Raw genomic sequence first — 20,803 nt, 5'->3', positions numbered from 1 at the left:
TTTATTTTATTTTATATTTTCTTGAAAGTTCTCGTTCAAGATCCCTTTTTTTGATGTCTTCTCTGCGGTCATAGACTTTTTTACCTTTAGCTAAGGCTAACTCTACCTTAGCCAATCCTCTTTCGTTAAAGTAGACTTTGGTAGGAATAAGGGTATAACCTCTTTCCTGCACCTTTCCTGCCAACCTTTTGATTTCCGATTTTTTTAGCAAAAGTTTTCTTGTGCGGGTGGGATCAAGGTTTTGGGCTTCTCTGCTGTGTGGATAGGGACTTATGTGCATGTTATAGAGAAATACCTCTCCGTTGACAATCCTGGCAAAACTGTCGTTAAGATTAGCCCTGCCTAATCTTAATGATTTGACTTCACATCCATAAAGCTGGATCCCAGCTTCATAGGTTTCTTCGATGTTATATAGATGATAGGCCTTTTTGTTGGTGCACACTACTTTCATATGTTTTACTAAAATAACACAGATAGTTTGCCTTGACAAGAGAAATAATTTTGCTAATATCCTTTTTAAAAGGTTGGTAAAAGTTGTTAAAGATCAATTTTTTAATGGAGGTTTGTCATGAGTGATCAAAAACCTTTGATTCTATGGTTTGATCAGATTTCCAAAGACGATGTACCTTTGGTTGGCGGTAAAAACGCCTCTTTGGGAGAGATGTATTCTAAACTTACAGAAAAAGGAATTAAGGTGCCTTATGGTTTTGCGGTAACTGCAGAGGCCTATCGATATTTTATAAAAGAAAACCATTTAGACGATAAGATAAAAGAAATTTTAAAAGGGCTTGATACTCATGACGTATTAGATCTACAAAAAAGAGGTAAGAAGATCAGGACCCTTCTTCTTAAGGCTAAAATGCCAGAGAAACTTGAGACTGCTATAAGAGATGCCTATGCTGAGCTTGAGAAAAGATATGGCAAGAATACCGATGTAGCTGTCAGGTCTTCTGCTACCGCTGAAGATTTGCCAGATGCCTCGTTTGCCGGACAACAAGAGACCTTTCTTAACATCAGAGGGGTAGATAATGTCGTAAAATATGTCCAAAAGTGTTTTGCCTCTCTTTTTACCGACAGAGCCATTTCCTACAGAGAGGATAAAGGGTTTGATCATTTTTCTATTTACATCTCAGTAGCCATACAAAAGATGGTAAGAAGTGATGCCGCTTGTTCAGGAGTTATGTTTACCTTAGATACAGAAAGCGGTTTTAGAGATGTGGTCTACATCACAGGCACCTGGGGATTAGGAGAAGCCTTGGTTCAGGGTAAGGTCACCCCTGATGAATATTATGTTTTTAAGCCTACCCTTAAACAGGGGTTTCGTCCTATCCTTTCTAAAAAGTTAGGTTCGAAACACCTTAAGATGGTTTATGGAGAGGACCCAAAACATCCGGTTAAGACAGTTAAAACCACCAAAGACGAAAGATTAAGCTTTGTGCTTTCTGATGAAGAAATTTTAAAACTTGCCAAATGGGCGATGATCATCGAAGAACACTATGAACGGCCTATGGATATAGAGTGGGCTAAAGACGGAGATGGAAAAACTATCGGCACAGGAGAGATTTTTATCGTTCAGGCAAGACCTGAAACGGTACACGCCATCAAGGAGTATAAATATTATGAAGTCTATAAACTTAAAGGAGAAGGTAGGGTTATCTGCACCGGTAAGGCTGTAGGAAGTAAGATAGGGCAGGGGAAAGCTCGAGTTATCCTTAGCTTAAACGAAATTGCAAATTTTAAACCAGGGGAGATTTTGGTAACTGAGATGACAGACCCTGATTGGGAACCTATCATGAAAAAAGCCTCTGCCATCATTACCGATAGAGGCGGAAGAACCTGCCATGCAGCCATAGTTTCTCGAGAATTGGGAATACCCTGTATCGTAGGTACAGAAAATGCTACCAAACTTATCAACACCGGAGATAAAATTACCGTTGATTGCTCTCAAGGCGAGATAGGAAGAGTTTTAGAAGGGTTGGTAGACTATGAAGTTGAAAGGATAGACCTTGAGAAACTTCCTGAAACCAGGACCAAAATCATGATGAATGTAGGTATCCCTGAACAAGCCTTTGCTCAGGCACAGATACCAAACGATGGAGTAGGTCTTGCTCGTATAGAGTTTATCATCGGGTCTCATATAGGGATCCATCCTCTGGCGTTGCTTAACTATGAAAAGTTGAAAGAAGAGGCTAAAAAGGATAAGGAAATCGAAAAGGTAGTAGCTGTGATCGAAGAAAGAGCTTATAACTATGCCAATAAGGCTGATTTTTATGTAGATAAACTGGCTCAAGGTATTGCGATGATAGGTGCTGCCTTTTATCCTAAGGATGTTATCGTGAGACTTTCAGATTTTAAGACCAATGAATATGCTAACCTGGTGGGAGGATATCTCTATGAGCCAGTAGAGCATAACCCGATGTTAGGTTGGAGAGGGGCTTCAAGGTATTATGACCCTAAGTTTGAACCTGCCTTTGCTTTAGAGTGCAAGGCTATCAAGAAGGCCAGAGACGAAATGGGGCTTACCAACATCAAAGTTATGGTGCCCTTCTGCAGGACGGTAGAAGAAGGGGAAAGGGTTATTAAGGTGATGGAAAAATATGGGCTTAAACAGGGAGAAAACGGGTTAGAGATATATGTGATGGCTGAAATACCAAGCAACGTTATCTTGGCAGAAGAATTTGCCAAGATTTTTGACGGTTTTTCGATAGGGTCTAACGATTTAACCCAGCTTACCTTGGGATTAGACAGAGACTCAGAGTTAGTGTCCCACATCTATGACGAAAGAAACCCAGCCATCAAAATTTTGATAAAACAACTTATTGAAACTGCCCATAAGTTCGGAAGAAAGGTCGGAATCTGTGGACAGGCACCCAGTGATTTTCCTGATTTTGCTGCGTTTTTGGTAGAATGTGGGATCGATTCTATGAGCCTTTCCCCAGATACTGTAATTAAAACCAGGCTTTTGGTTGCTGAGAAAGAAAAGGAGTTAAAAAAGAAAAAGTGAAAATTTTAAGGCTTATCTTTTTTTGGTTTTTTGTTTTTTGTAGTTTTGCCTGGGCAGAACTAAAAGTAGGTATATTACCCTTAAAACTTGAGGCACCTGCAGAATACGGTTATTTAAGAGAAGCTTTACAAAACCATATTTATCACAGGCTGTGGGTGCCTTCTAAGGTAAAAACCGTGTCGTTAGAAGATGGACGAACGTTATCTGGATTAGACTATCTCCTTTCCTCAGAGATAAAGGTGGAGAAAGAACAGGTAGCATTAAAACTAAAGCTTGATAGCGTAAGTCCGACCCCTAAAGAGGTTTGGACTAAAGAAGAAAAGGTAGCAAGAGATCAACTTTTTTCTAAGATAGCCGTTTACTTGGAAGAGATAAAAAGGATTTTGGTTGAGGGTAGTCCTCAGCCTCAAACCTTTACTTCTTTTTCTGGACCTTCTCAGTCTCAGGTTAGTACTCCTGCGGGAGGAATTACTCCTTTACCTAAGAATCTATCCGAGACAAAAGAGTATAACGTTCAGATAATAAAAGAAAAGAAATCTTTTTTTAGTAAGTTAAACCCATTTGAAAAGTTGTCAGACTGGATGTCTAACCTTTTTGCTAAAGAAAGTGAGTTTAAAATAAGCATTCCCATCCCTCCCCCTCCCCCTCCTCCTGGGGTGGTGGTTTCTCATCAACCTTTAGAGGTAAACCCTCAGACGTCTTTAAAAACTCCTCAGAAAGAGGCGTATACCGTTAATCCGGCTTTTTCCAAACCTCAACCTCAAATTCAACCTCAACCTCAATCCTTGATGCAACCGCAGACCCAACCACAGCCATCACCCTGGCAATGGTTTTAGCCATGAGGAAGAAAGGTCCTCAAATTTATATCAAACCTTATGCTAAGAAAAAAAAGAGCAGGTTTAAGAAGGTTTTTTTTACCTTACTCTTGATTTTTTTAGGCCTTACATGTGCTGTTTTTTTAACGCTAAATTTTTTAATCAAAAAGGAGATGGAAGAGGTGGAACGAGTCAGAAGAGAAAATGTATATTATGAAGGTGAAATTAAAAGGTTAACCTCTTCTGATGAGCCTTATGAAGAGATCTTACGGACTAAATATGGATACATAAAAGAAGGAGAAAAAATCATCATCTATTCTTCTCCTCAGGCAAAGGAAGAAAAAAAACCTTAATCAAGGGGGCTTTTTATGAACTATAAAGTTTTAGAGGGGTTTTTTGAGGGAGAAGACGTCAAAGTAGGTATAGTGATCAGCCGTTTTAACGTGTTTATTACCCAAAAACTTTTAGAAGGTGCATTAGATGTGCTAAAAAGACACAAGGTAAAAGAGGAAAATATCTATGTAGCCTGGGTGCCAGGGGCTTTTGAAATTCCTCTTGTGGCTAAAAAGCTTGCAAAGACCCAGAAGTTTGACGCAGTCATTTGTTTAGGGGCTATCATAAGAGGAGCTACCCCTCATTTTGAATACGTAGCCGCTGAAGCTTCAAAAGGGGTAGCTCAGGTGATGTTAGAAACGGAAATCCCTATTATCTTTGGTATCCTTACTACAGACACGATAGAGCAGGCGATAGAAAGAGCTGGCACCAAAGCCGGTAATAAAGGGGCTGAGGCTGCTCTAAGTGCCCTTGAGATGATAAACCTTTTAAAAAAGATAAACCAGGTTTAAGGGGAAGGAGCCATGCTTAAAACCTTAAGGGATTTTGACCTTAAAGGTAAAAAGGTTTTTATAAGGGTTGATTTTAACGTCCCTTTAGAAAACGGCAAAATTTTAGACGATACTCGTATAGTAGAAAGCCTTTCTACCATTACCCATGTGTTGCATTCCTATGGTAAGGTTATCCTTTGTTCTCATTTAGGAAGACCTAAGGGAAAAAGAGTGCCTGAATTTTCTTTAAGGCCTGTTTATGAATATTTGAAAACGGTTTTTAAAGACAGAGAGGTCAAGTTTTTAGAGGATTTTTTGAGTCCTGAGGCAGAAAAAGAACTCGAAAACCTGAAAGAAGGGGAGATTTTGCTTTTAGAAAACATAAGATTTTACGAGGGAGAAACCAAAAACGACCCTGATTTTGCCAAGGCTTTAGCCAAGTTTGCAGACATCTACATCAACGATGCTTTTTCTGTCTCCCACAGGGCGCATGCCTCTGTGGTAGGTGTTCCTCTTTTGGTTAAAGAAAAGGGGATTGGTTTTCAGATGGAAAAGGAACTGAAATATCTTTCCAAGATTGTAGGAAAGCCTGAAAGGCCTTTTTATGCGGTAGTAGGAGGAAGTAAGGTTTCCACCAAAATAGGGGTTTTAAAGAGCTTACTTAACAAGCTTGACAAGCTTATCATCGGTGGGGCGATGGCCAACACCTTTCTTGCAGCCAAAGGGTATTCTGTAGGAGATTCTTTTGTAGAAGAAGAATACATAGAGGTGGCAAAGGAAATTCTTAAAGAAGCTAAGGAAAAGGAGGTTAAAATTTATTTACCGGTAGATGTAGTGGTTGAAAACAACGGACAGGTTTTAGCTAAGGGCTTAAGGGAAATCGTTAAAGAAGATAAGGTGTTTGACATAGGAAAGGAGACGGTAAAACTTTTCTGCAGAAGCCTTGATGGAGCTAAAACTGTGGTCTGGAACGGACCTTTAGGGTATTTCGAAAAGCCACCTTTTGACTATGGAACTGTCGAGATAGCCAGAAAGATTGCCTCTCTTACCTGTACCACCATAGCAGGGGGAGGAGATACCCTTTCTGCCATAAAATATGCCTGCGTAGAAACAGGATTTTCCTATGTTTCTACCGCAGGTGGGGCCTTTTTAGAGTATTTAGAAGGAAAAGACCTGCCAGGAATTTTAGCTTTAACGAAGTAACGTTGAAAAAAGGGGTTAGATTTATGAAAAAGGTTCTTTTAGCTGGAAACTGGAAGATGCACAAAACTTTGTCTGAAGTAAAGGCCTATTTTGAGAAGTTTCTTAAAGACTTAGAAACAATAGACCTTTCAGCCAAAGAAATAATGATAGCTCCACCTTTTACAGCATTAGCTTACTCAAGAAAACTCACCGAGGGCTCACCGATAAAGTTAGGTGCGCAAAATGCTTGTTGGGAGGAAAAAGGGGCATTTACTGGAGAGGTTTCTCCTTTGATGCTTAAGGAATTAGGGGTTGAGTATGTGATAGTAGGCCATTCAGAAAGAAGACATATTTTCGGAGAAACCAATGAACTGGTAGGAAAAAGAGCAGAAGGCGTTTTTCGTTTTGGGCTGACCCCTATTCTTTGTGTTGGAGAAACCCTCGAAGAAAGACAGCAGAATAAAACCTTAGAGGTAATAAAATCACAATTAGAGGCAGGTTTAAACGGGATTAAAGAGGTGGGTGGAAGGGATCTGGTGATAGCTTATGAACCAGTTTGGGCTATAGGAACAGGAATTACCGCAACCCCTGAACAGGCTGAAGAAGTCCATGGTTTTATCAGAGATTTTCTTTCAGGTCTTTATGGAAAAGAGAAGGCAGAAACCATAAGAATCCTTTATGGAGGAAGTGTAACCCCTGAAAACATAGAAAGCCTTATCAAACAACCTAACATAGATGGGGTGTTGGTAGGTGGAGCTTCTTTAGACCCTGATAAGTTCTTAAAAATTTGTGCTGTAGCCCTTTAAGGAGCCTTTTACAGAGGGGGAGAAAAAGATATGACAGAACAGTGTAGTTTACCTGATTATACCGACCTTTCTCAAGAGATTTTAGAAATACCTAAGAAATACAAAAGATTGGCCATAGTAGGGGCAAGTCATAATCCAGATCGACCAAGCTATCAGGTAATGGAATATCTACTAAAAGAAGGTTTTGAAGTAGTCCCTATAAACCCGGTAAGGGAAGAAATCCTTGGGAAAAAGGTATATCCTTCTTTATCTCAACTCCCTGAAGAGCTTTATCCTGAAGTAGTGATTATTTTTAGAAAGCCTGAGATGGTTTTACCGATAGTAGAAGAGGCATTGGCTTTAAAACCTAAGGTGATCTGGATGCAAGAGGGGGTGATTAACGAAGAAGCTAAAAAACTTGCTGAGGCCCACGGGATAAAAGTGGTGATGAATAAATGTTTTAAAAAAGTCCATTTAATAGGCAAAAAGATGGGTCAATAGATGACAGAAAACTTACGCGAGGTAGAGGTATACACAGATTTAGAGCAATTTAGAAGAATTTTTACCAAAAACAAACAAGAGGTTTTAAAGTATAATCTTTCAGAATTTGTGGCACTCCTATCAACCGTCCCTCTTCCCAAGCTTTTTTCTGGTTTATTTTTAGAGCTTATAGTTAAACTTTCTGAAGCCCTTTACTGGAAAAGCTGTTTTTTGTTAAACACACGTCCTCAGGAGGAACCTCAACCTTCTGAGGAATCTTATCCTGAGGAAGAGATTTCAATAAAAAGACAGTTTCACTACTATAACCTTATTCCCTTAGACCGGGTTCTCGAAGATAAAGTTTTTTTACCTAAAAGTTCAGAGGTTCAACTACCTTCAGATGAATTTTTAACCAGTCCAGAAAGTCAACAGGCCTTCAACCTTCTTTTACAGGCTCTTCTTAGGGTGCTTCAACGGGAAACCCTTAAAACAGAAGTCTTAGAAAGGCTGCCACAGGTTTCGATAGAAGATTACATAGATGAGGTCTATCAGTTTTTACAACAAAATCCTTCTTTTTATTTTGAAGATTTCCTAAAAACCAGAGATCTCGATGTGTTAAAAGTGGTTTGTTATTTTTTGGCTCTTCTTTTCATGTGTTTCTATGAACAGTGTAGACTGGTGCAAAATAGCGAGTATGAAGATATACTGGTAATTAAGGTCTAAGGTTAAAAGTTCTTTTTAAGATATGTGAAATATTTAACAAGTGGTTTAAAAAGGGGTAGCAGAGATTAGAGATTTAATGATAAAGCCAACAAGTTATCCTGGTTAAAGAGAGGTTATAGATGAAATATAAGATAAAGCATTATCCTGAACGTTGTTCTGGTTGTGGGGAATGTGTTAAGGCTTGTGCAGAAAATCATGAAGGATTGAGCAATTGTGCTATTTATGAGATAGAGGGCAAGTTTTACTATTTTTCATGTCTTCAGTGTAAAAGGCCTCAATGTGCGTCGGTGTGTCCTGTAGGTGCTATAGAAAGAGAAGGAGAGGTGGTAAGGCTTTATCCGGAGCTGTGTGTGGGATGCAGAAACTGTGAGGAGGCTTGCCCGTTTGGTGTGCCTAAGTTTAACAAAAAAACAGGCAGGATTAACAAGTGTGACCTTTGTTTAGAAAGGGTAAAGGCAGGTCTTTTACCTTATTGTGTAGAGGCTTGTCCTAATCAGGCTTTAGAGCTAGTTAAAGAAACTCCTAAACCTAAGGAGGAAGAAAAATAAATGAGTGGATATCAAGGGATTTTTTTGTTTGGTTTTTTGCTTTTCCTTCTTGGGGCTTTATTGGTGATAGCTAACAATTTTTTTGCCTTAAGAAGGTTTAACCCTGCTAAGTTTAAACCTTATGAATGTGGGATAGATGTTTCGTGGGATGCAAGGATTCCGCTTAAGGTAAAGTTTTATTTGATAGCTGTGATTTTTTTGGTTTTTGATGTTGAGCTGGTTTTTCTTTATCCATGGGCAGTAGTTTTTGAAGACCTTGGTTGGTTTGGTTTTGTAGAAATCGCGGTTTTTGTGTTTTTGTTGTTGGTAGCCTATGTTTATGCCTGGAGAGAAGGAGCTTTAAAATGGGAGTAGAAAAATCTACCATAGAGATAGCACCTGGAGTAAGACAGGTTCCTGGAGCCCCTGTGGTGGTGACTACCATAGACAAAGTGATAAACTGGGCAAGAGCAGGGTCTTTGTGGCCTCTTACCTTTGGGCTTGCCTGCTGTGCCATAGAGATGATGGCAACTGGAGCCAGTCACTATGACCTTGACCGGTACGGTATAATCTTTAGAGCTACCCCTCGTCAGGCAGACCTTTTGATAGTGGCAGGTACGGTAACCAAAAAGATGGCTCCGATCGTAAGAAGGGTATATGACCAGATGCCAGAGCCTAAGTATGTGATTGCCATGGGAAGTTGTGCCTGCTCTGGGGGAATTTTTAGAACCTATTCAGTAGCTCAGGGGGTAGACCAGTTTTTACCGGTAGACATCTATCTACCTGGTTGCCCTCCCTGTCCTGAAGCCCTGATTTATGCGTTGTTGCAACTCCAGGAAAAGATTAAAAAAGAGACCAAAAGATGGGGTTACTGGAGATAGTGTATGGGACTTTATGAAGAGTTAAAGGTCAAGTTTCCAGAGGTAGTGAAAGAAAGTTTTCTGGAAGTTGACGGCGAAGTGGTGGTTTGCAATAGAGAAGGTTTTTTAGACCTCATAACCTGGCTTAAACAAGAAAAAGGTTTTATCCATCTGATAGACCTTTGTGGGGTTGACTACTTAGGATATAAACCTAAAACCTTTGAGGAAAGGTTTGAGGTGGTTTATCATCTTTTTAATTTAGATGAAAGAAAACTTTTAAGGTTAAAGGTTAGGGTTCCAGAAGAGGACCCCTGGCAGTATTCTGTAACCTCTCTATGGAAAGCGGCTAACTGGTTTGAGAGAGAGTGTTTTGATATGTTTGGGATAGTTTTTAAAGGTCATCCTGACTTGAGAAGGGTGCTTATGCCTGAAGACTGGAAGGGTTATCCTTTAAGAAAGGATTATCCTCTTTTCTCAGAGGAAGAAGACTGGGAACCATACAAGGCTTTGGTAGAAAAGTATAAGAGGAGAGGCTAAAGGATGTCTTTAGTTTTAGAGGTTAATAAAAAACAGAAAGGCAAAGACAGCTGGGAAGAGCCTTTTTATCTAAACATGGGTCCTCAGCACCCTTCTACTCACGGGGTTTTACGCCTTTTCCTTGAATTAGAAGGGGAAACCATCGTTAACTGCGACCCTATCATCGGGTATCTCCATAGAGGAATAGAAAAACTTGCAGAAAACCTTAACTACAACCAGACCATCGTTTTAAGTGACCGGTTAGACTATATTTCTTCTGCGGCAAACAACGTAGCCTTTGCCCTTGCCTTTGAAAAACTCTTCAAACTTGAGGTGCCAAGAAGGGCTAAGCTGATAAGAACGATTGTTTCGGAGATGGCAAGGATATGTAGTCATTTACTCTGGCTTGCAACCCATGCCCTTGATATAGGGGCGATGACTGTTTTCCTTTACTGTTTTAGGGACAGAGAATGGTTGTTAAACATTTATGAAAGGATTTGTGGGGCAAGGCTCACCCATACCTACGTTAGAGTAGGTGGGGTAAGAAGAGATTTTGAGCCTGAGGTTATAGAGGAACTCTATCGGTTTGTAGAGGAATTTCCTAAAAGGATTACCGACTACGAGACCTTGATCGATACCAACCGTATCTGGCTTAAACGAACCAAAAACATAGCGGTAGTTTCTGCTGAAGAGGCTTTTAACTTAGGGCTTACCGGTCCTTGTTTAAGGGGATCTGGTGTTCCTTATGATGTAAGAAAATTTAGACCCTATGATGCCTATCCTGAGGTAGAGTTTGAGGTTCCTGTAGGACAAAATGGAGATACTTACGATCGTTATAAAGTAAGGATGAGGGAGCTTCGTCAGTCTAACTGGATTATCAAACAGTGTTTAGACAAGCTATCTGAAACCGAAGGGGAGCCGGTGTTGACTGAAAATGCTCCTGACCTTCTTATGCCAGAAAAGGTGAGAGAAGTTTCTGCTCAACCCCATCCTAAGCTTGGAGTTATGTTTAAACCAAAAGAAAAAGAGATTGTCCCTGTAGGGGAGGCCTTTGCTTCCATAGAATCCCCTAAGGGTGAACTTTCGGTTTATGTGATAAGTGACGGTTCAAGTAAACCCTGGAGGCTTAGGATCAGGACTCCCTCTTTTGTACATATCTCTGCCATTCCTCATATGACAAAAGGGCATATGATTGCTGATCTGGTAGCCATTATAGGGACCCTTGACATAGTTTTAGGGGATTCTGACAGGTAAGGAGGATATATGGAAGACCTTTGGTCCAATCTGTTTTGGTTTTTGGCAGGAACGGTGATCCTGCTTATAGTAAGCCTTTTACACGTAGCCTATCTTACCTACGCAGAAAGAAAGATCATTGCCAGGATGCAACAAAGGCTTGGACCTAACAGGGTAGGACCAAGAGGGCTTTTACAACCCATCGCTGACATGTTAAAACTGCTTACCAAGGAAGACATCATTCCTGCTCAGGTAGATAAGCCTGTATTTTATATCGCCCCTTTTATCTCTCTGGTTTGTGCTGGAACAGGGATAGCGTTGGTGCCTCTTTGGGAAAATTTTGTGATAAGCAACATAAACGTAGGTCTTTTGTTTATTCTGGCTTTAAGCTCTTTAAGTGCTTACGGAGTTATACTGTCAGGATGGGCTTCTAACTCAAGGTATGCCTTTTTAGGAGGGCTCAGAGCCAGTGCTCAGGTGATAAGCTATGAGATAGCAATGAGCCTTGCCCTTTTAAGCGTGGTTTTGATGGCAGGGTCCCTTAACCTCGGAGACATCGTAAGAGCTCAGATAAACTCACCTTTTAAGGTTTATCTTATCCCTCAGTTGCTCGGATTTTTTGTTTTTATCGTTTCAGCGGTAGCTGAGTGTAATCGCACTCCCTTTGATTTGCCTGAGGCAGAGACAGAGCTTGTTGCAGGGTATTTTGTAGAATACTCAGGAATGAGGTTTGCCCTTTTTTATCTGGCAGAATATTTTGGAATGCTTGTGATGAGTGCCCTTGCAGTTACTTGTTTTTTAGGTGGTTGGGCAGGGCCCTTTGAGGTTCCTTATGTTCCCTTTTTCTGGTTTGTGGTAAAGGTTTATGCCTTACTTTTCTTTTACATTTGGATAAGGGCTACCCTCCCAAGATATCGTTATGACCAACTTATGGACCTTGGTTGGAAGGTGCTTATCCCTCTTGGTTTGATAAACCTGTTTTTAACAGCCTTGATAAAACTGATTTTTTAGGAGGAAATGGAAGGTGAAAAGCTTGTTTGAAAAGCTTTTTTTGATAGAAATTTTAAAGGGATTAGCCTTAACCCTTAAAAAATTACTGTTTGAAAAGCCTGTTACCATAGAATGCTACGACAAGGTAATCCCTCAACCTTATCCAGGATTTAGAGGAAGACATGCTTTGGTTAGAAGTGAACTTACCCAGGGACCTATCTGTGTGGCTTGCCATAGGTGCGAAAGGGTTTGCCCTTCAAGATGCATCTACATCAAAACTGTAGAGATAGAAGAAGGAGGAAAGAAAAAAAGACAGTTAGCTGAGTATGCGATAGATGCTTCAAGATGTGTGTATTGTGGGTATTGTGTAGAGGTTTGCCCGGTAAATGCCCTGGTGCTTACAGAATTTTATCAATACATAGGAGAAAAAAGAGAGGACCTTTATTTTGACCAGGAAAGGTTGCTTAAAAACTGGGATGAGTTTATCGCTAAAGCTGAAAGGCCTTACTTTAATCCATTCTGGAAACCTAAGGGTATCCCAGAGGGATTTTTCTCTATAGTAAAAAGAAAGGCTAAAGGGGTTTAAACATGGGATTAGGCATAGATCTTAACAGCCTTATTTTTGGGTATCTGGCTTTTGCGATGGTAGTTTCAAGTGTGCTTGCGGTTTTCTCGAAAAATCCAGTACACACCATACTTTTGGTTTTGGTGATGGTGGTGCATCAGGCTTTTTTGCTTTTAACCCTTGGCTCTGAGTTTTTGATGGCTGTACAGCTGATTGTATATGCAGGGGCGGTGCTGGTTTTGTTTTTGTTTGTGGTTTATCTGATAAACCTGAGAAAAGAGACAAAACACAGTATCTTTGTTAAACGTTTTTGCCTCTGTAGTTTGGTTTTCTTGCTGTTTTTAGGTTTTATGGGGGTTAATCTTTACCTGATATACGGAGCCAAAAAGTTTGAGCAAGCAGTACTACCCTTTAATCCTTTAGAAAAAGACAACCTTTGGTGGATAGCCCATTATCTTTTTAACTATTATCTTTTGCCTTTTGAGATTATAGGAGTGATATTGCTGGTAGCGGTTTTAGGGGCGGTCTTTTTGGTAAGAAAAGTTAAAACTACAGAGGAGGAGGTTTAGTAAAAAAATGGTACCTTTTGAGGCATATTTAATCCTATCATCGGTCCTTTTTCTGATAGGGCTTTTTGGTTTCTTGATGAGAAGAAATTTGATAGTAGTTTTGGTTTCCATAGAGATTATGCTTAACGCCATCATCATCCTTTTTGCTGCCCTTTCTTATTTTAAAAAAGACATAACTGGTTATGTGATGGTGTTTTTTATCATAGCGATGGCTGCGGCTGAGGCTGCGATCGGATTGACCTTAGCTATATTGATCTACAAAAAACTTAAAACCGTTTATACAGAAGAAATAAACCATTACAAGGGGTAGTTTTTATGGCAGAACATCCTTATGAGTTGATTACCCATTTTAACCTCTGGGTTTTTCTTATTCCATTTATACCCCTTTTAGGTAGCCTTTTTACCCTTATCTTTGGGAAGAAATATTTACAGGAAAAGGCACATCAGATTCCAGTTTTAGCTATTTTCATAAGTTTTCTGATCTCTTTAAAGGTTTTGTTTGAGGTGCTTTCAGGAAAGATTTTTGATTTTGACCTTTATACCTGGATTTCTGCTTCCAACTTGAAAGTAGGATTAGGTTTTTTGGTTGACCCTCTTTCTATAGTAATGACCACGATGGTGCTTTCGTTATCCTTTCTTATTCATGTTTACTCTATCGGCTACATGTATGGAGACCCTGGGTATTATCGATTTTTTTCTTACATCTCTCTTTTCACGTTTAGCATGCTGATGCTTGTTCTTTCTAACAACGTGGTTCAACTTTATTTAGGGTGGGAGGCAGTAGGGCTTTGTTCTTATCTTTTGATTGGTTTCTGGTATGAGAAAAAGAGTGCAGCCAACGCAGCCAAAAAAGCCTTTATCGTTAACAGGGTAGGTGATTTTGGTTTTGCCCTTGGGGTGTTTGCCCTGTTTTATTTTACAGGAGCGCTTTACTATCAGGATGTCTTCTCTAAGCTTCCTCTTTTGTCTGAAAAATATATAGACTTTTTAGGTTTAGAAATCCATGTGCCTTTTCTGATAGCCTTTTTACTTTTTTGCGGGGCTATGGGTAAAAGTGCACAGTTTCCGCTTCATACCTGGCTTCCTGATGCGATGGAAGGTCCAACCCCTGTTTCAGCACTTATCCATGCGGCTACGATGGTTACCGCAGGGGTCTTTATGGTAGCAAGGCTCCATGGTCTTTTTGAGCTTTCTTCTTATGCCATGGCTATGGTAGCTTTTGTGGGGGCTTTTACCTGTTTCATGGCAGCAACCATCGCCCCTACCAGGTTTGATATCAAAAGGATCATCGCTTACTCTACCATGTCTCAACTGGGATATATGTTTATGGCCTGTGGGGTAGGAGCCTTTGCTGCAGGAATTTTTCACCTCTTTACACATGCCTACTTTAAAGCTTTGCTTTTTCTCGGTGCTGGTAGTGTGATCCATGCGGTTCATACCAACGACATAAGGCAGATGGGTGGGTTAAGAAAGTATATGCCCTATACATTTGTTACCTTTATGATAGGTGCATTAGCCTTGGCTGGTTTCCCAGGGCTTTCCGGATTTTTTAGTAAAGACGAAATACTTGCGATGGCCTATTTCTCTCAATATCCCTGGGGTAAGTTGGTTTGGGTTACAGGGCTTTTGGTGGCGTTTTTAACGGCTTTTTATACCTTCAGGTTAGTGTTTCGGGTGTTCTTTGGAGAATATAAGGGAAGAAAGGATTTCCATCCTCATGAGTCCCCAAGGACGATGGTTATTCCTCTTTGTTTGATAAGTATAGGGGCTGTTTTTGCAGGTTGGTTAGGAGTTCCTCATTCCTTAGGAGGAGACCCTGTATTTTTAAACTTTTTAGAGTCGGTTCTTGGACACCCAAAGACCCTGCCCATGGAACACCAGACTGAGTATCTTTTGATGGGACTTTCTGTTATGGCAGCCTTTTTGGGTATCCTTTTAGCTTGGATAGTCTACCTTAAAAGACCGAGCCTTCAGTTCTGGTTATCCCAAAACCTTCCTTCGGTCTACCGATTTTTATATGCCAAGTGGTATTTTGACGAGGTGTATGATTTACTTTTTGTGCGTTCTACCTTATGGACAGCCAAATGGATGGTTAATAAGATTTCAGACGGTATTTTGATAGAAGGGATTATCAACGGTACAGCCAAACTTATAAGTCTTGCAGGCTCAGGTTTAAGGACGGTGCACTCAGGAATTGTTAACCATTACAATACTTTTATCTTGGTAGGTCTTATTCTTTATTTTATTTTGTATTTTTGCCTAAGATAGAAGCGGAGGAAGGTTTATGGAGTTTTTACAAAACAATCTACTTTCGGTAATATTATGGCTCCCTTTATTAGGGGCTTTACCGATTTTTCTTTTAGGAAAAAGATTTGAATATACAGCCAAATGCATAGCACTTTTTACGATGTTGATAGACTTTGGTTTGTCGGTTTTACTTCTATTTTCCTTTGATTTTCAAAATCCTGGGTTTCAGTTTGTAGAAAAGAGACTCTGGATAGACTCTTTAAACAGTTATTATTTTCTTGGGGTAGACGGTATAAGCATCCTTTTTATACCTCTTACTACCCTTACCACCTTACTTTGTATCACCATTTCCTGGAATTCTATCAAGGAAAAGGTGAGGGAGTTTTATTTAGCTCTCCTTTTTACCAACATAGCGATTGTAGGGACCCTTTGTGCCCTTGACCTGCTTCTTTTTTATGTATTTTGGGAGGCAATGCTTATTCCGATGTATCTTATCATAGGGATTTGGGGAGGACCAAGAAGGATCTATTCAACCCTTAAGTTCTTTCTCTATACCTTTTTTGGGTCAGTTTTTATGCTGATTGCCATTATCTATCTTTTCCTTAAATTTGGAACTTTTGATTACACCAAGCTTTTAGGGGTTCCTCTTGGGGGTTTGACTGAGAAACTTTTGTTTTTAGGGTTTGCCCTTGCCTTTGCGATAAAAATTCCTATGTGGCCTGTTCATACCTGGTTACCTGATGCTCACACTGAAGCTCCTACCGCTGGGTCTGTTATCTTAGCTGGTATTTTGATTAAGCTTGGGGCATACGGTTTTCTAAGGTTCGGGTTACCCATGTTTCCTCATGCAGCCCAGGAGTTTGCTCCGTTATTACTTTTACTTTCGGTGATAGCTATCATCTACGGAGGTTTGGCCTGTCTTGCTCAGGATGACTTAAAAAGGCTTATTGCCTATAGCTCGGTTAGTCATATGGGTTTTGTAACCCTGGGAATTTTTGCCTTTAATCCTATAGCTATGAAAGGAGCTATCTTACAGATGATTAACCATGGAATCGTAACCGGTGCTTTGTTTATGTGTGTAGGCATTGTTTATGACCGTACTCATAGCCGTGCGATAAGCTATTATGGAGGGCTTGCCTCTGTCATGCCTGTTTATGCTACCTTTTTTATGATTTTTACGTTAGCCTCGATCGGCCTTCCAGGAACCAACGGTTTTATCGGGGAGTTTCTGATCCTTTTAGGGACTTTCTTTACCAACAAACTCTTGGTTGTGTTCGCTGCCTTAGGTCTTATCATCGGGGCAGGTTATATGCTTTGGCTTTACCAGCGGGTATTTTTTGAAAGGGTAAATCCTAATATAGAAAGGTTAGCACCTTTAAGGGTTAACGAATTTTTATCCTTGCTGCCTATGTTGGTTCTGGTGTTCTTGATAGGGCTTTATCCTAAACTCTTTTTAGACTACATGACCACCTCAATCGAGCATTTACTTAATAACCTAAGGTTTTAGGAGGCTAAAAGTTATGACCATAGAGCTTAACTTTGGAGTAATACTTTCTGAGATTCTTCTTTTGCTAGTAGGTTGTTTTGTTTTTCTTTTTGATAGATTTTTTAAAAACAAAGGATATGCCTTTTGGTTAACCCTTTTGTCTCTTTTGATAGCAAGTGGTGTGCTTTTAATCTCGCCTTTTGGAGGGTTTACGTTAAGTTATCAAAACGATTTTTTCTCGATAGTCTTTAAGTTTATCGTTTTGTTTGGTGCCTTTTTGGTTGTTATCCTTTCTAAGAACTATCTTACCTATCATTCACAGCTTAACTACGGGGAGTATTATGGGTTTTTGATCCTTTCTCTGATAGGTGCTTTTTTGATGCTTTCTTCTATGGATTTGATCACCATGTATCTTTCGATGGAGCTGATGAGTTTCCCTGTATACCTTTTGATAGCGTTAAACTTTGCCCAACAGCGTAAATCCTTAGAAGGTTCTTTTAAATACTTCCTGGCTGGAGCTATGGGGTCGGTATTTTTACTTTTGGGTATGGGGTTGGTTTATAGTGCTACCGGATCTTTGTTTTTTATGCAGATTGCCCAAAGTCTGTTTGGTAAGGCAGAGTTAACCTATGTGCTGTTAGGATTTTTGTTTATTTTGGCAGGTTTTTCGGTGAAGATGTCCTTTGTGCCTTTTCATATGTGGGCTCCTGATGCTTATGAAAGCGCACCCTTGCCTATAACCTCCTTTATCGCCTCCATAATCAAGTTTGTGGTTATAGCCTGTCTGATAAAGTTGCTTATGGTAGCCTTTATTCCTTTAAAAGCCAAGATAGGGCAAATACTTATTCCTGTGGTTTTGTTAACCATTCTTATCGGAAATGTGCTTGCTATCAAGCAAGACCATCTGATAAGGATGCTTGCCTTTTCCTCTATTGCACATGCAGGTTATGCTGGTTTAGGCCTGATTACTGGAGACCTGATAGGCTATAGCTTTACGATTTTTTACCTTTGGGTTTATCTTATCATGACCATAGGAATGTTTAGTATAGCGGTGTTTTTGGCCAACTACCAAAAGGATCTTCTTTATATACCTAAACTGTCAGGCTTGAGCCAAATCTCCCCTGGGCTTAGTTTTTTAACCTTGATTTTTATGTTTGCTTTAGCAGGGATTCCTCCGACAGCAGGTTTTATGGGAAAATTTTATCTTTTTATCGGTTTGGTTAAGTCAGGATATATCTGGGTAGCTATCTTAGCTGTTCTTTTTTCAGTGATAGGGGCTTATCCTTATCTTAGGGTTTTAAAGTTTATCTACATGGAAAAAACTGAGGAAACCTTTTCCTACCGTTGGGAACCTGGGGTTTGGTTCCCTGTGAGTATAACCGCTTTTCTTACCCTTTTGATCGGTATCTACCCCAAACCTTGGGTAGACATGGTTTACAGAACCCTTTATCTTTATCTTACCTTTCTTTTTTATCCATACTAAACACCTTTAGGAAATCTTTTCCCTTCTCTTTATCAATAAACAGGACTAATTTTTCCTGCCCTGATCTAACTCCTTTTCGGCTAACCTTTCATTTTTCTTAAGTTTTGCCAAAGCCTAAGTTTTCAAATTTAGGCACACTTTTTGATTTTAAATTAAAAAAGCCTTGAGGGGAGCTAAGATGAAGATAAATTTAAATTCAAATAATTGTTCCTGTGGCAACCTTTTTTTATCTAATGGGGGTATTTCAGGAGAGATTAATCAGGAATTTAACTTTCTACAAGTTATCCTTCTTTATTTGCTTTCTAACGGAGATCCTTCTTCTCAGCTGTTGAGTTCTCAGGGTATAAACGCAGACCAAGTTCAGGGTTTAATACAGACTAAAGGAACACAAACTGAAGGTCTGTCTCACACTAAGATTTTTCAAAAAGACCAAGCTCAAGATGAGGACCTGCAAGGTGTGTGGAGTTTTTTGTTTTGGGGATATTTGGTTGATAGGACAGGTATTAACTTGGATGGAGTTATTCAATCCATATCTAAAGAAGGATTAACAGAGGTTTCTGGGTTAAATCTAAACCAAAAGGGCTTGGGAGAACTTTTGGATAAATTTTTAAATAATCCCTCAGAAAAACTTAGGGTTTATGAAGAATTGAACAAACTTTTATTTTTGCCTGACCTTAAAAGCGATTTTCTAATCTGGCTAAATCATAAGATAGAAACTGGATTTCAGCCTAACGAAGAGATGACATCTCTTTGGGCTTATTCGTTTTTTAAGATAAAAAATGATCTGTCTGTTACGGAGGAAGAGCAAAATTTACTCCAAGGAGAAAAATTACAAACAGTTTTAGGGAAGGAAGATGTTTTATCTTTTCAGAACTTGATACAAAAACTTGAAGAAAAGCTAAAGAGTGAGGTTTTTTCTGATAAAAACTTTTTAGAGTTAAAGCCAAGGTTGTTAGAGGTTGTAAATCAAGCTGAGGCACGTTTAAAGGAAGGTTTTATAACCAATAATCAGGTTGTTGATAGTTTGTTTAATAAGTTGAGAGAAAGATTGTTTGAACAACAGACTATTTTAGGGGAGAGAAATGCAGAAGTAAAGGGTTTGAACTTAACTGAAGCCCCGTTTGAGGTGATTAAGGGATTATCTACTAAGCCTTCAGGTCCTCAAGAGGTTTTAGATAAAACTGCCGGGATGTTTGAAAGATATTTTGAAAGAGTTAAAGAAAAAGGATCCTTTTTAGCCGAGGGTATTGCTTTATTAAAAGAGAAACAAGGGTTTTCTCAAGAAGGACAGGGAGGGTTAACTCGGTTCCAATTTTTTTATCATCAAGTGTCTCACCTAAGGTCTAACGACCAGCACCTGGTAAATATAGAGACTGTAAAGTTTTTAGAAGGAGATAAGATGTCTCCTCAGTTTTTTGAGTTTGTGAAGAGGTTTTCGGCAGAGGTTCTTCCAGAAGGAGAAAAGAAGGCTTATGTAAGGCTTGAACCTCCCCATTTAGGAGGTCTTGATTTAGAGATTAAGGTTAAAGAAAAAGAGGTAATCATCGTAGCCAGGGTGGAGAAAGAAGAAGCCTTTCGTGAACTTCAAAATAACGTTGAAGCCATAAAAGAAAGTTTAAAAGAGCTTGGGCTTTCTCTTAAAGATTTCCAGACTCAGCTCAACTGGGGTTATCAGGGTTTTGCAGGTGGATCTGGAGAGAAAAGAGAGGGGACTAAAGGGTTAAAGACTGATTTAGAAGCACAAAATCAAGATCTTAATATTTTACCTCTTGAGAAAGGGTTCAAAAACCTAAAAGGGAAACATTATTTTATCGTTTAAGGAGGAAAAAGGTTATGGCTACCACCCCGGTTAACACCAATAGTTCTACCATTAGTTCAGTAAACAGCTCTTCTCAGAATACCCAGAGAACACCTAAAAAAGTTTTACAAAAAGATGATTTTATAAAACTTTTTGTTACTCAACTTCGGTATCAAGACCCTATGAAACCTCTTGAAAACAACGATATGGCTATTCAACTTGCTTTGTTCAATCAGGTAGACCAGCTTTTTAACATAAACGACACCTTAAAGAGTTTGGTTGACCTTGGTAAAAACCTTAATCTTACCTATGTCTCAAGTTTGGTAGATAAAAAGGTAAAGGTAGATTCAAACATAGGAAGGGTAGAGCAAGGTCAGTTTTTAGGGGGTGAGTTTAAGGTTGAGGGGTTTGTCACTGGAGGAGAAATAGTTATAAGGGATTCTAAAGGTAATCTGATAAAAAAGATAACCCTTACAGACCTTAAAGAAGGGATCCATAAGATAGAATGGGATGGAAAAGACCAGGCGGGAAATCTTGTGCCTGATGGTAACTATACCTTTTCTGTCCTTCTTTATGACGGTAAAACAGTCAATTCGGTAAAACCTACGATGGTAGCTAGGGTAACAGGAGCTAAGTTAGGGGAAGAAAACAGGCTTGTGATAAACGGAGTCCAGGAAATCCAACTTTCTGACATCAAAGAATTGATAGGAGGTTAA

At 39.5% G+C, this 20,803-nt stretch carries 23 protein-coding genes; 22 read left to right on the top strand and 1 reads right to left on the bottom strand.

Annotated features, from left to right (window positions below):
* Window position 1: 1 nt before the first annotated feature.
* Window positions 2–451 (bottom strand): SsrA-binding protein SmpB, encoded by a 450-nt coding sequence (smpB, locus tag HL41_RS05955; protein WP_038060134.1) that lies wholly within the window; start codon window positions 449–451, stop codon window positions 2–4.
* A gap of 117 nt (window positions 452–568) precedes the next feature.
* On the opposite strand from smpB, the gene ppsA reads away from it, so the two are divergent.
* The 22 genes from ppsA (at window position 569) to HL41_RS05845 (ending at window position 20,803) form a co-directional block, all read left to right on the top strand.
* Window positions 569–3,004 (top strand): phosphoenolpyruvate synthase, encoded by a 2,436-nt coding sequence (ppsA, locus tag HL41_RS05950; protein ID WP_038549698.1) that lies wholly within the window; start codon window positions 569–571, stop codon window positions 3,002–3,004.
* Window positions 3,001–3,840, top strand: a complete 840-nt coding sequence (locus HL41_RS05945) for a hypothetical protein (protein ID WP_038060136.1) — start codon at window positions 3,001–3,003, stop codon at window positions 3,838–3,840. The genes ppsA and HL41_RS05945 overlap by 4 nt, the downstream gene beginning before the upstream one ends.
* 152 nt (window positions 3,841–3,992) lie before the next feature.
* A complete protein-coding gene (locus HL41_RS09650) occupies window positions 3,993–4,172 on the top strand; it encodes an FtsB family cell division protein (protein ID WP_200870694.1) in 180 nt (59 codons plus the stop codon).
* 15 nt (window positions 4,173–4,187) lie between these two features.
* On the top strand, window positions 4,188–4,664 hold the full coding sequence (gene ribH / locus HL41_RS05935) for a 6,7-dimethyl-8-ribityllumazine synthase (protein ID WP_038060139.1): 477 nt from the start codon (window positions 4,188–4,190) through the stop codon (window positions 4,662–4,664).
* A gap of 12 nt (window positions 4,665–4,676) precedes the next feature.
* Window positions 4,677–5,846 (top strand): phosphoglycerate kinase, encoded by a 1,170-nt coding sequence (locus tag HL41_RS05930; protein WP_038060140.1) that lies wholly within the window; start codon window positions 4,677–4,679, stop codon window positions 5,844–5,846.
* Window positions 5,847–5,869: 23 nt separating this feature from the next.
* Window positions 5,870–6,631: a triose-phosphate isomerase gene (tpiA, locus tag HL41_RS05925; protein WP_038060141.1), complete on the top strand. Its 762-nt coding sequence runs from the start codon at window positions 5,870–5,872 to the stop codon at window positions 6,629–6,631.
* Window positions 6,632–6,661: 30 nt separating this feature from the next.
* Window positions 6,662–7,111 carry a CoA-binding protein gene (locus HL41_RS05920; protein WP_038060142.1) on the top strand — a complete coding sequence of 150 codons (450 nt, stop codon included), beginning with the start codon at window positions 6,662–6,664 and terminating at the stop codon, window positions 7,109–7,111.
* Window positions 7,112–7,813, top strand: a complete 702-nt coding sequence (locus tag HL41_RS05915; RefSeq protein ID WP_038060143.1) for a hypothetical protein — start codon at window positions 7,112–7,114, stop codon at window positions 7,811–7,813.
* A gap of 119 nt (window positions 7,814–7,932) precedes the next feature.
* Window positions 7,933–8,361 (top strand): 4Fe-4S dicluster domain-containing protein, encoded by a 429-nt coding sequence (locus HL41_RS05910; RefSeq protein ID WP_038060144.1) that lies wholly within the window; start codon window positions 7,933–7,935, stop codon window positions 8,359–8,361.
* Entirely contained in the window at window positions 8,362–8,715 is a 354-nt protein-coding gene (locus tag HL41_RS05905; protein ID WP_038060145.1) for an NADH-quinone oxidoreductase subunit A, read from the top strand.
* On the top strand, window positions 8,706–9,221 hold the full coding sequence (locus HL41_RS05900) for an NADH-quinone oxidoreductase subunit B (RefSeq protein ID WP_038060146.1): 516 nt from the start codon (window positions 8,706–8,708) through the stop codon (window positions 9,219–9,221). The genes HL41_RS05905 and HL41_RS05900 overlap by 10 nt, the downstream gene beginning before the upstream one ends.
* 3 nt (window positions 9,222–9,224) lie before the next feature.
* Window positions 9,225–9,737, top strand: a complete 513-nt coding sequence (locus HL41_RS05895; RefSeq protein WP_038060147.1) for an NADH-quinone oxidoreductase subunit C — start codon at window positions 9,225–9,227, stop codon at window positions 9,735–9,737.
* A 3-nt stretch (window positions 9,738–9,740) separates the two neighbouring features.
* Window positions 9,741–10,970 carry an NADH-quinone oxidoreductase subunit D gene (locus HL41_RS05890; RefSeq protein ID WP_038060149.1) on the top strand — a complete coding sequence of 410 codons (1,230 nt, stop codon included), beginning with the start codon at window positions 9,741–9,743 and terminating at the stop codon, window positions 10,968–10,970.
* A gap of 9 nt (window positions 10,971–10,979) precedes the next feature.
* Complete coding sequence (gene nuoH, locus HL41_RS05885; RefSeq protein WP_051754539.1) at window positions 10,980–11,960, top strand: NADH-quinone oxidoreductase subunit NuoH; 981 nt, start codon at window positions 10,980–10,982, stop codon at window positions 11,958–11,960.
* 13 nt (window positions 11,961–11,973) lie between these two features.
* The gene (locus HL41_RS05880; protein WP_051754538.1) at window positions 11,974–12,525 is read left to right on the top strand and encodes a NuoI/complex I 23 kDa subunit family protein; all 552 of its coding nucleotides are present in this window, start codon (window positions 11,974–11,976) and stop codon (window positions 12,523–12,525) included.
* A 2-nt stretch (window positions 12,526–12,527) separates the two neighbouring features.
* Window positions 12,528–13,073 carry an NADH-quinone oxidoreductase subunit J family protein gene (locus HL41_RS05875; RefSeq protein ID WP_051754537.1) on the top strand — a complete coding sequence of 182 codons (546 nt, stop codon included), beginning with the start codon at window positions 12,528–12,530 and terminating at the stop codon, window positions 13,071–13,073.
* A 7-nt stretch (window positions 13,074–13,080) separates the two neighbouring features.
* A complete protein-coding gene (gene nuoK / locus HL41_RS05870; RefSeq protein WP_038060150.1) occupies window positions 13,081–13,383 on the top strand; it encodes an NADH-quinone oxidoreductase subunit NuoK in 303 nt (100 codons plus the stop codon).
* A gap of 5 nt (window positions 13,384–13,388) precedes the next feature.
* The gene (nuoL, locus tag HL41_RS05865; RefSeq protein ID WP_051754536.1) at window positions 13,389–15,341 is read left to right on the top strand and encodes an NADH-quinone oxidoreductase subunit L; all 1,953 of its coding nucleotides are present in this window, start codon (window positions 13,389–13,391) and stop codon (window positions 15,339–15,341) included.
* A 16-nt stretch (window positions 15,342–15,357) separates the two neighbouring features.
* Window positions 15,358–16,827, top strand: a complete 1,470-nt coding sequence (locus HL41_RS05860) for an NADH-quinone oxidoreductase subunit M (protein ID WP_038060151.1) — start codon at window positions 15,358–15,360, stop codon at window positions 16,825–16,827.
* A gap of 13 nt (window positions 16,828–16,840) precedes the next feature.
* Window positions 16,841–18,289 carry an NADH-quinone oxidoreductase subunit N gene (locus HL41_RS05855; RefSeq protein ID WP_038060153.1) on the top strand — a complete coding sequence of 483 codons (1,449 nt, stop codon included), beginning with the start codon at window positions 16,841–16,843 and terminating at the stop codon, window positions 18,287–18,289.
* Between the two features lie 178 nt (window positions 18,290–18,467).
* Window positions 18,468–20,108, top strand: coding sequence for a flagellar hook-length control protein FliK (locus tag HL41_RS05850; RefSeq protein WP_038060154.1), 1,641 nt, complete (start codon window positions 18,468–18,470; stop codon window positions 20,106–20,108).
* Between the two features lie 14 nt (window positions 20,109–20,122).
* Window positions 20,123–20,803, top strand: a complete 681-nt coding sequence (locus tag HL41_RS05845) for a flagellar hook assembly protein FlgD (RefSeq protein ID WP_038060155.1) — start codon at window positions 20,123–20,125, stop codon at window positions 20,801–20,803.

Source organism: Thermodesulfobacterium commune DSM 2178 (genome assembly GCF_000734015.1).
In the GTDB taxonomy this organism is placed as follows: domain Bacteria; phylum Desulfobacterota; class Thermodesulfobacteria; order Thermodesulfobacteriales; family Thermodesulfobacteriaceae; genus Thermodesulfobacterium; species Thermodesulfobacterium commune.
The sequence above is the reverse complement of the archived record's forward strand: the minus strand, read 5'-3'. Positions and strand labels throughout refer to the sequence as shown.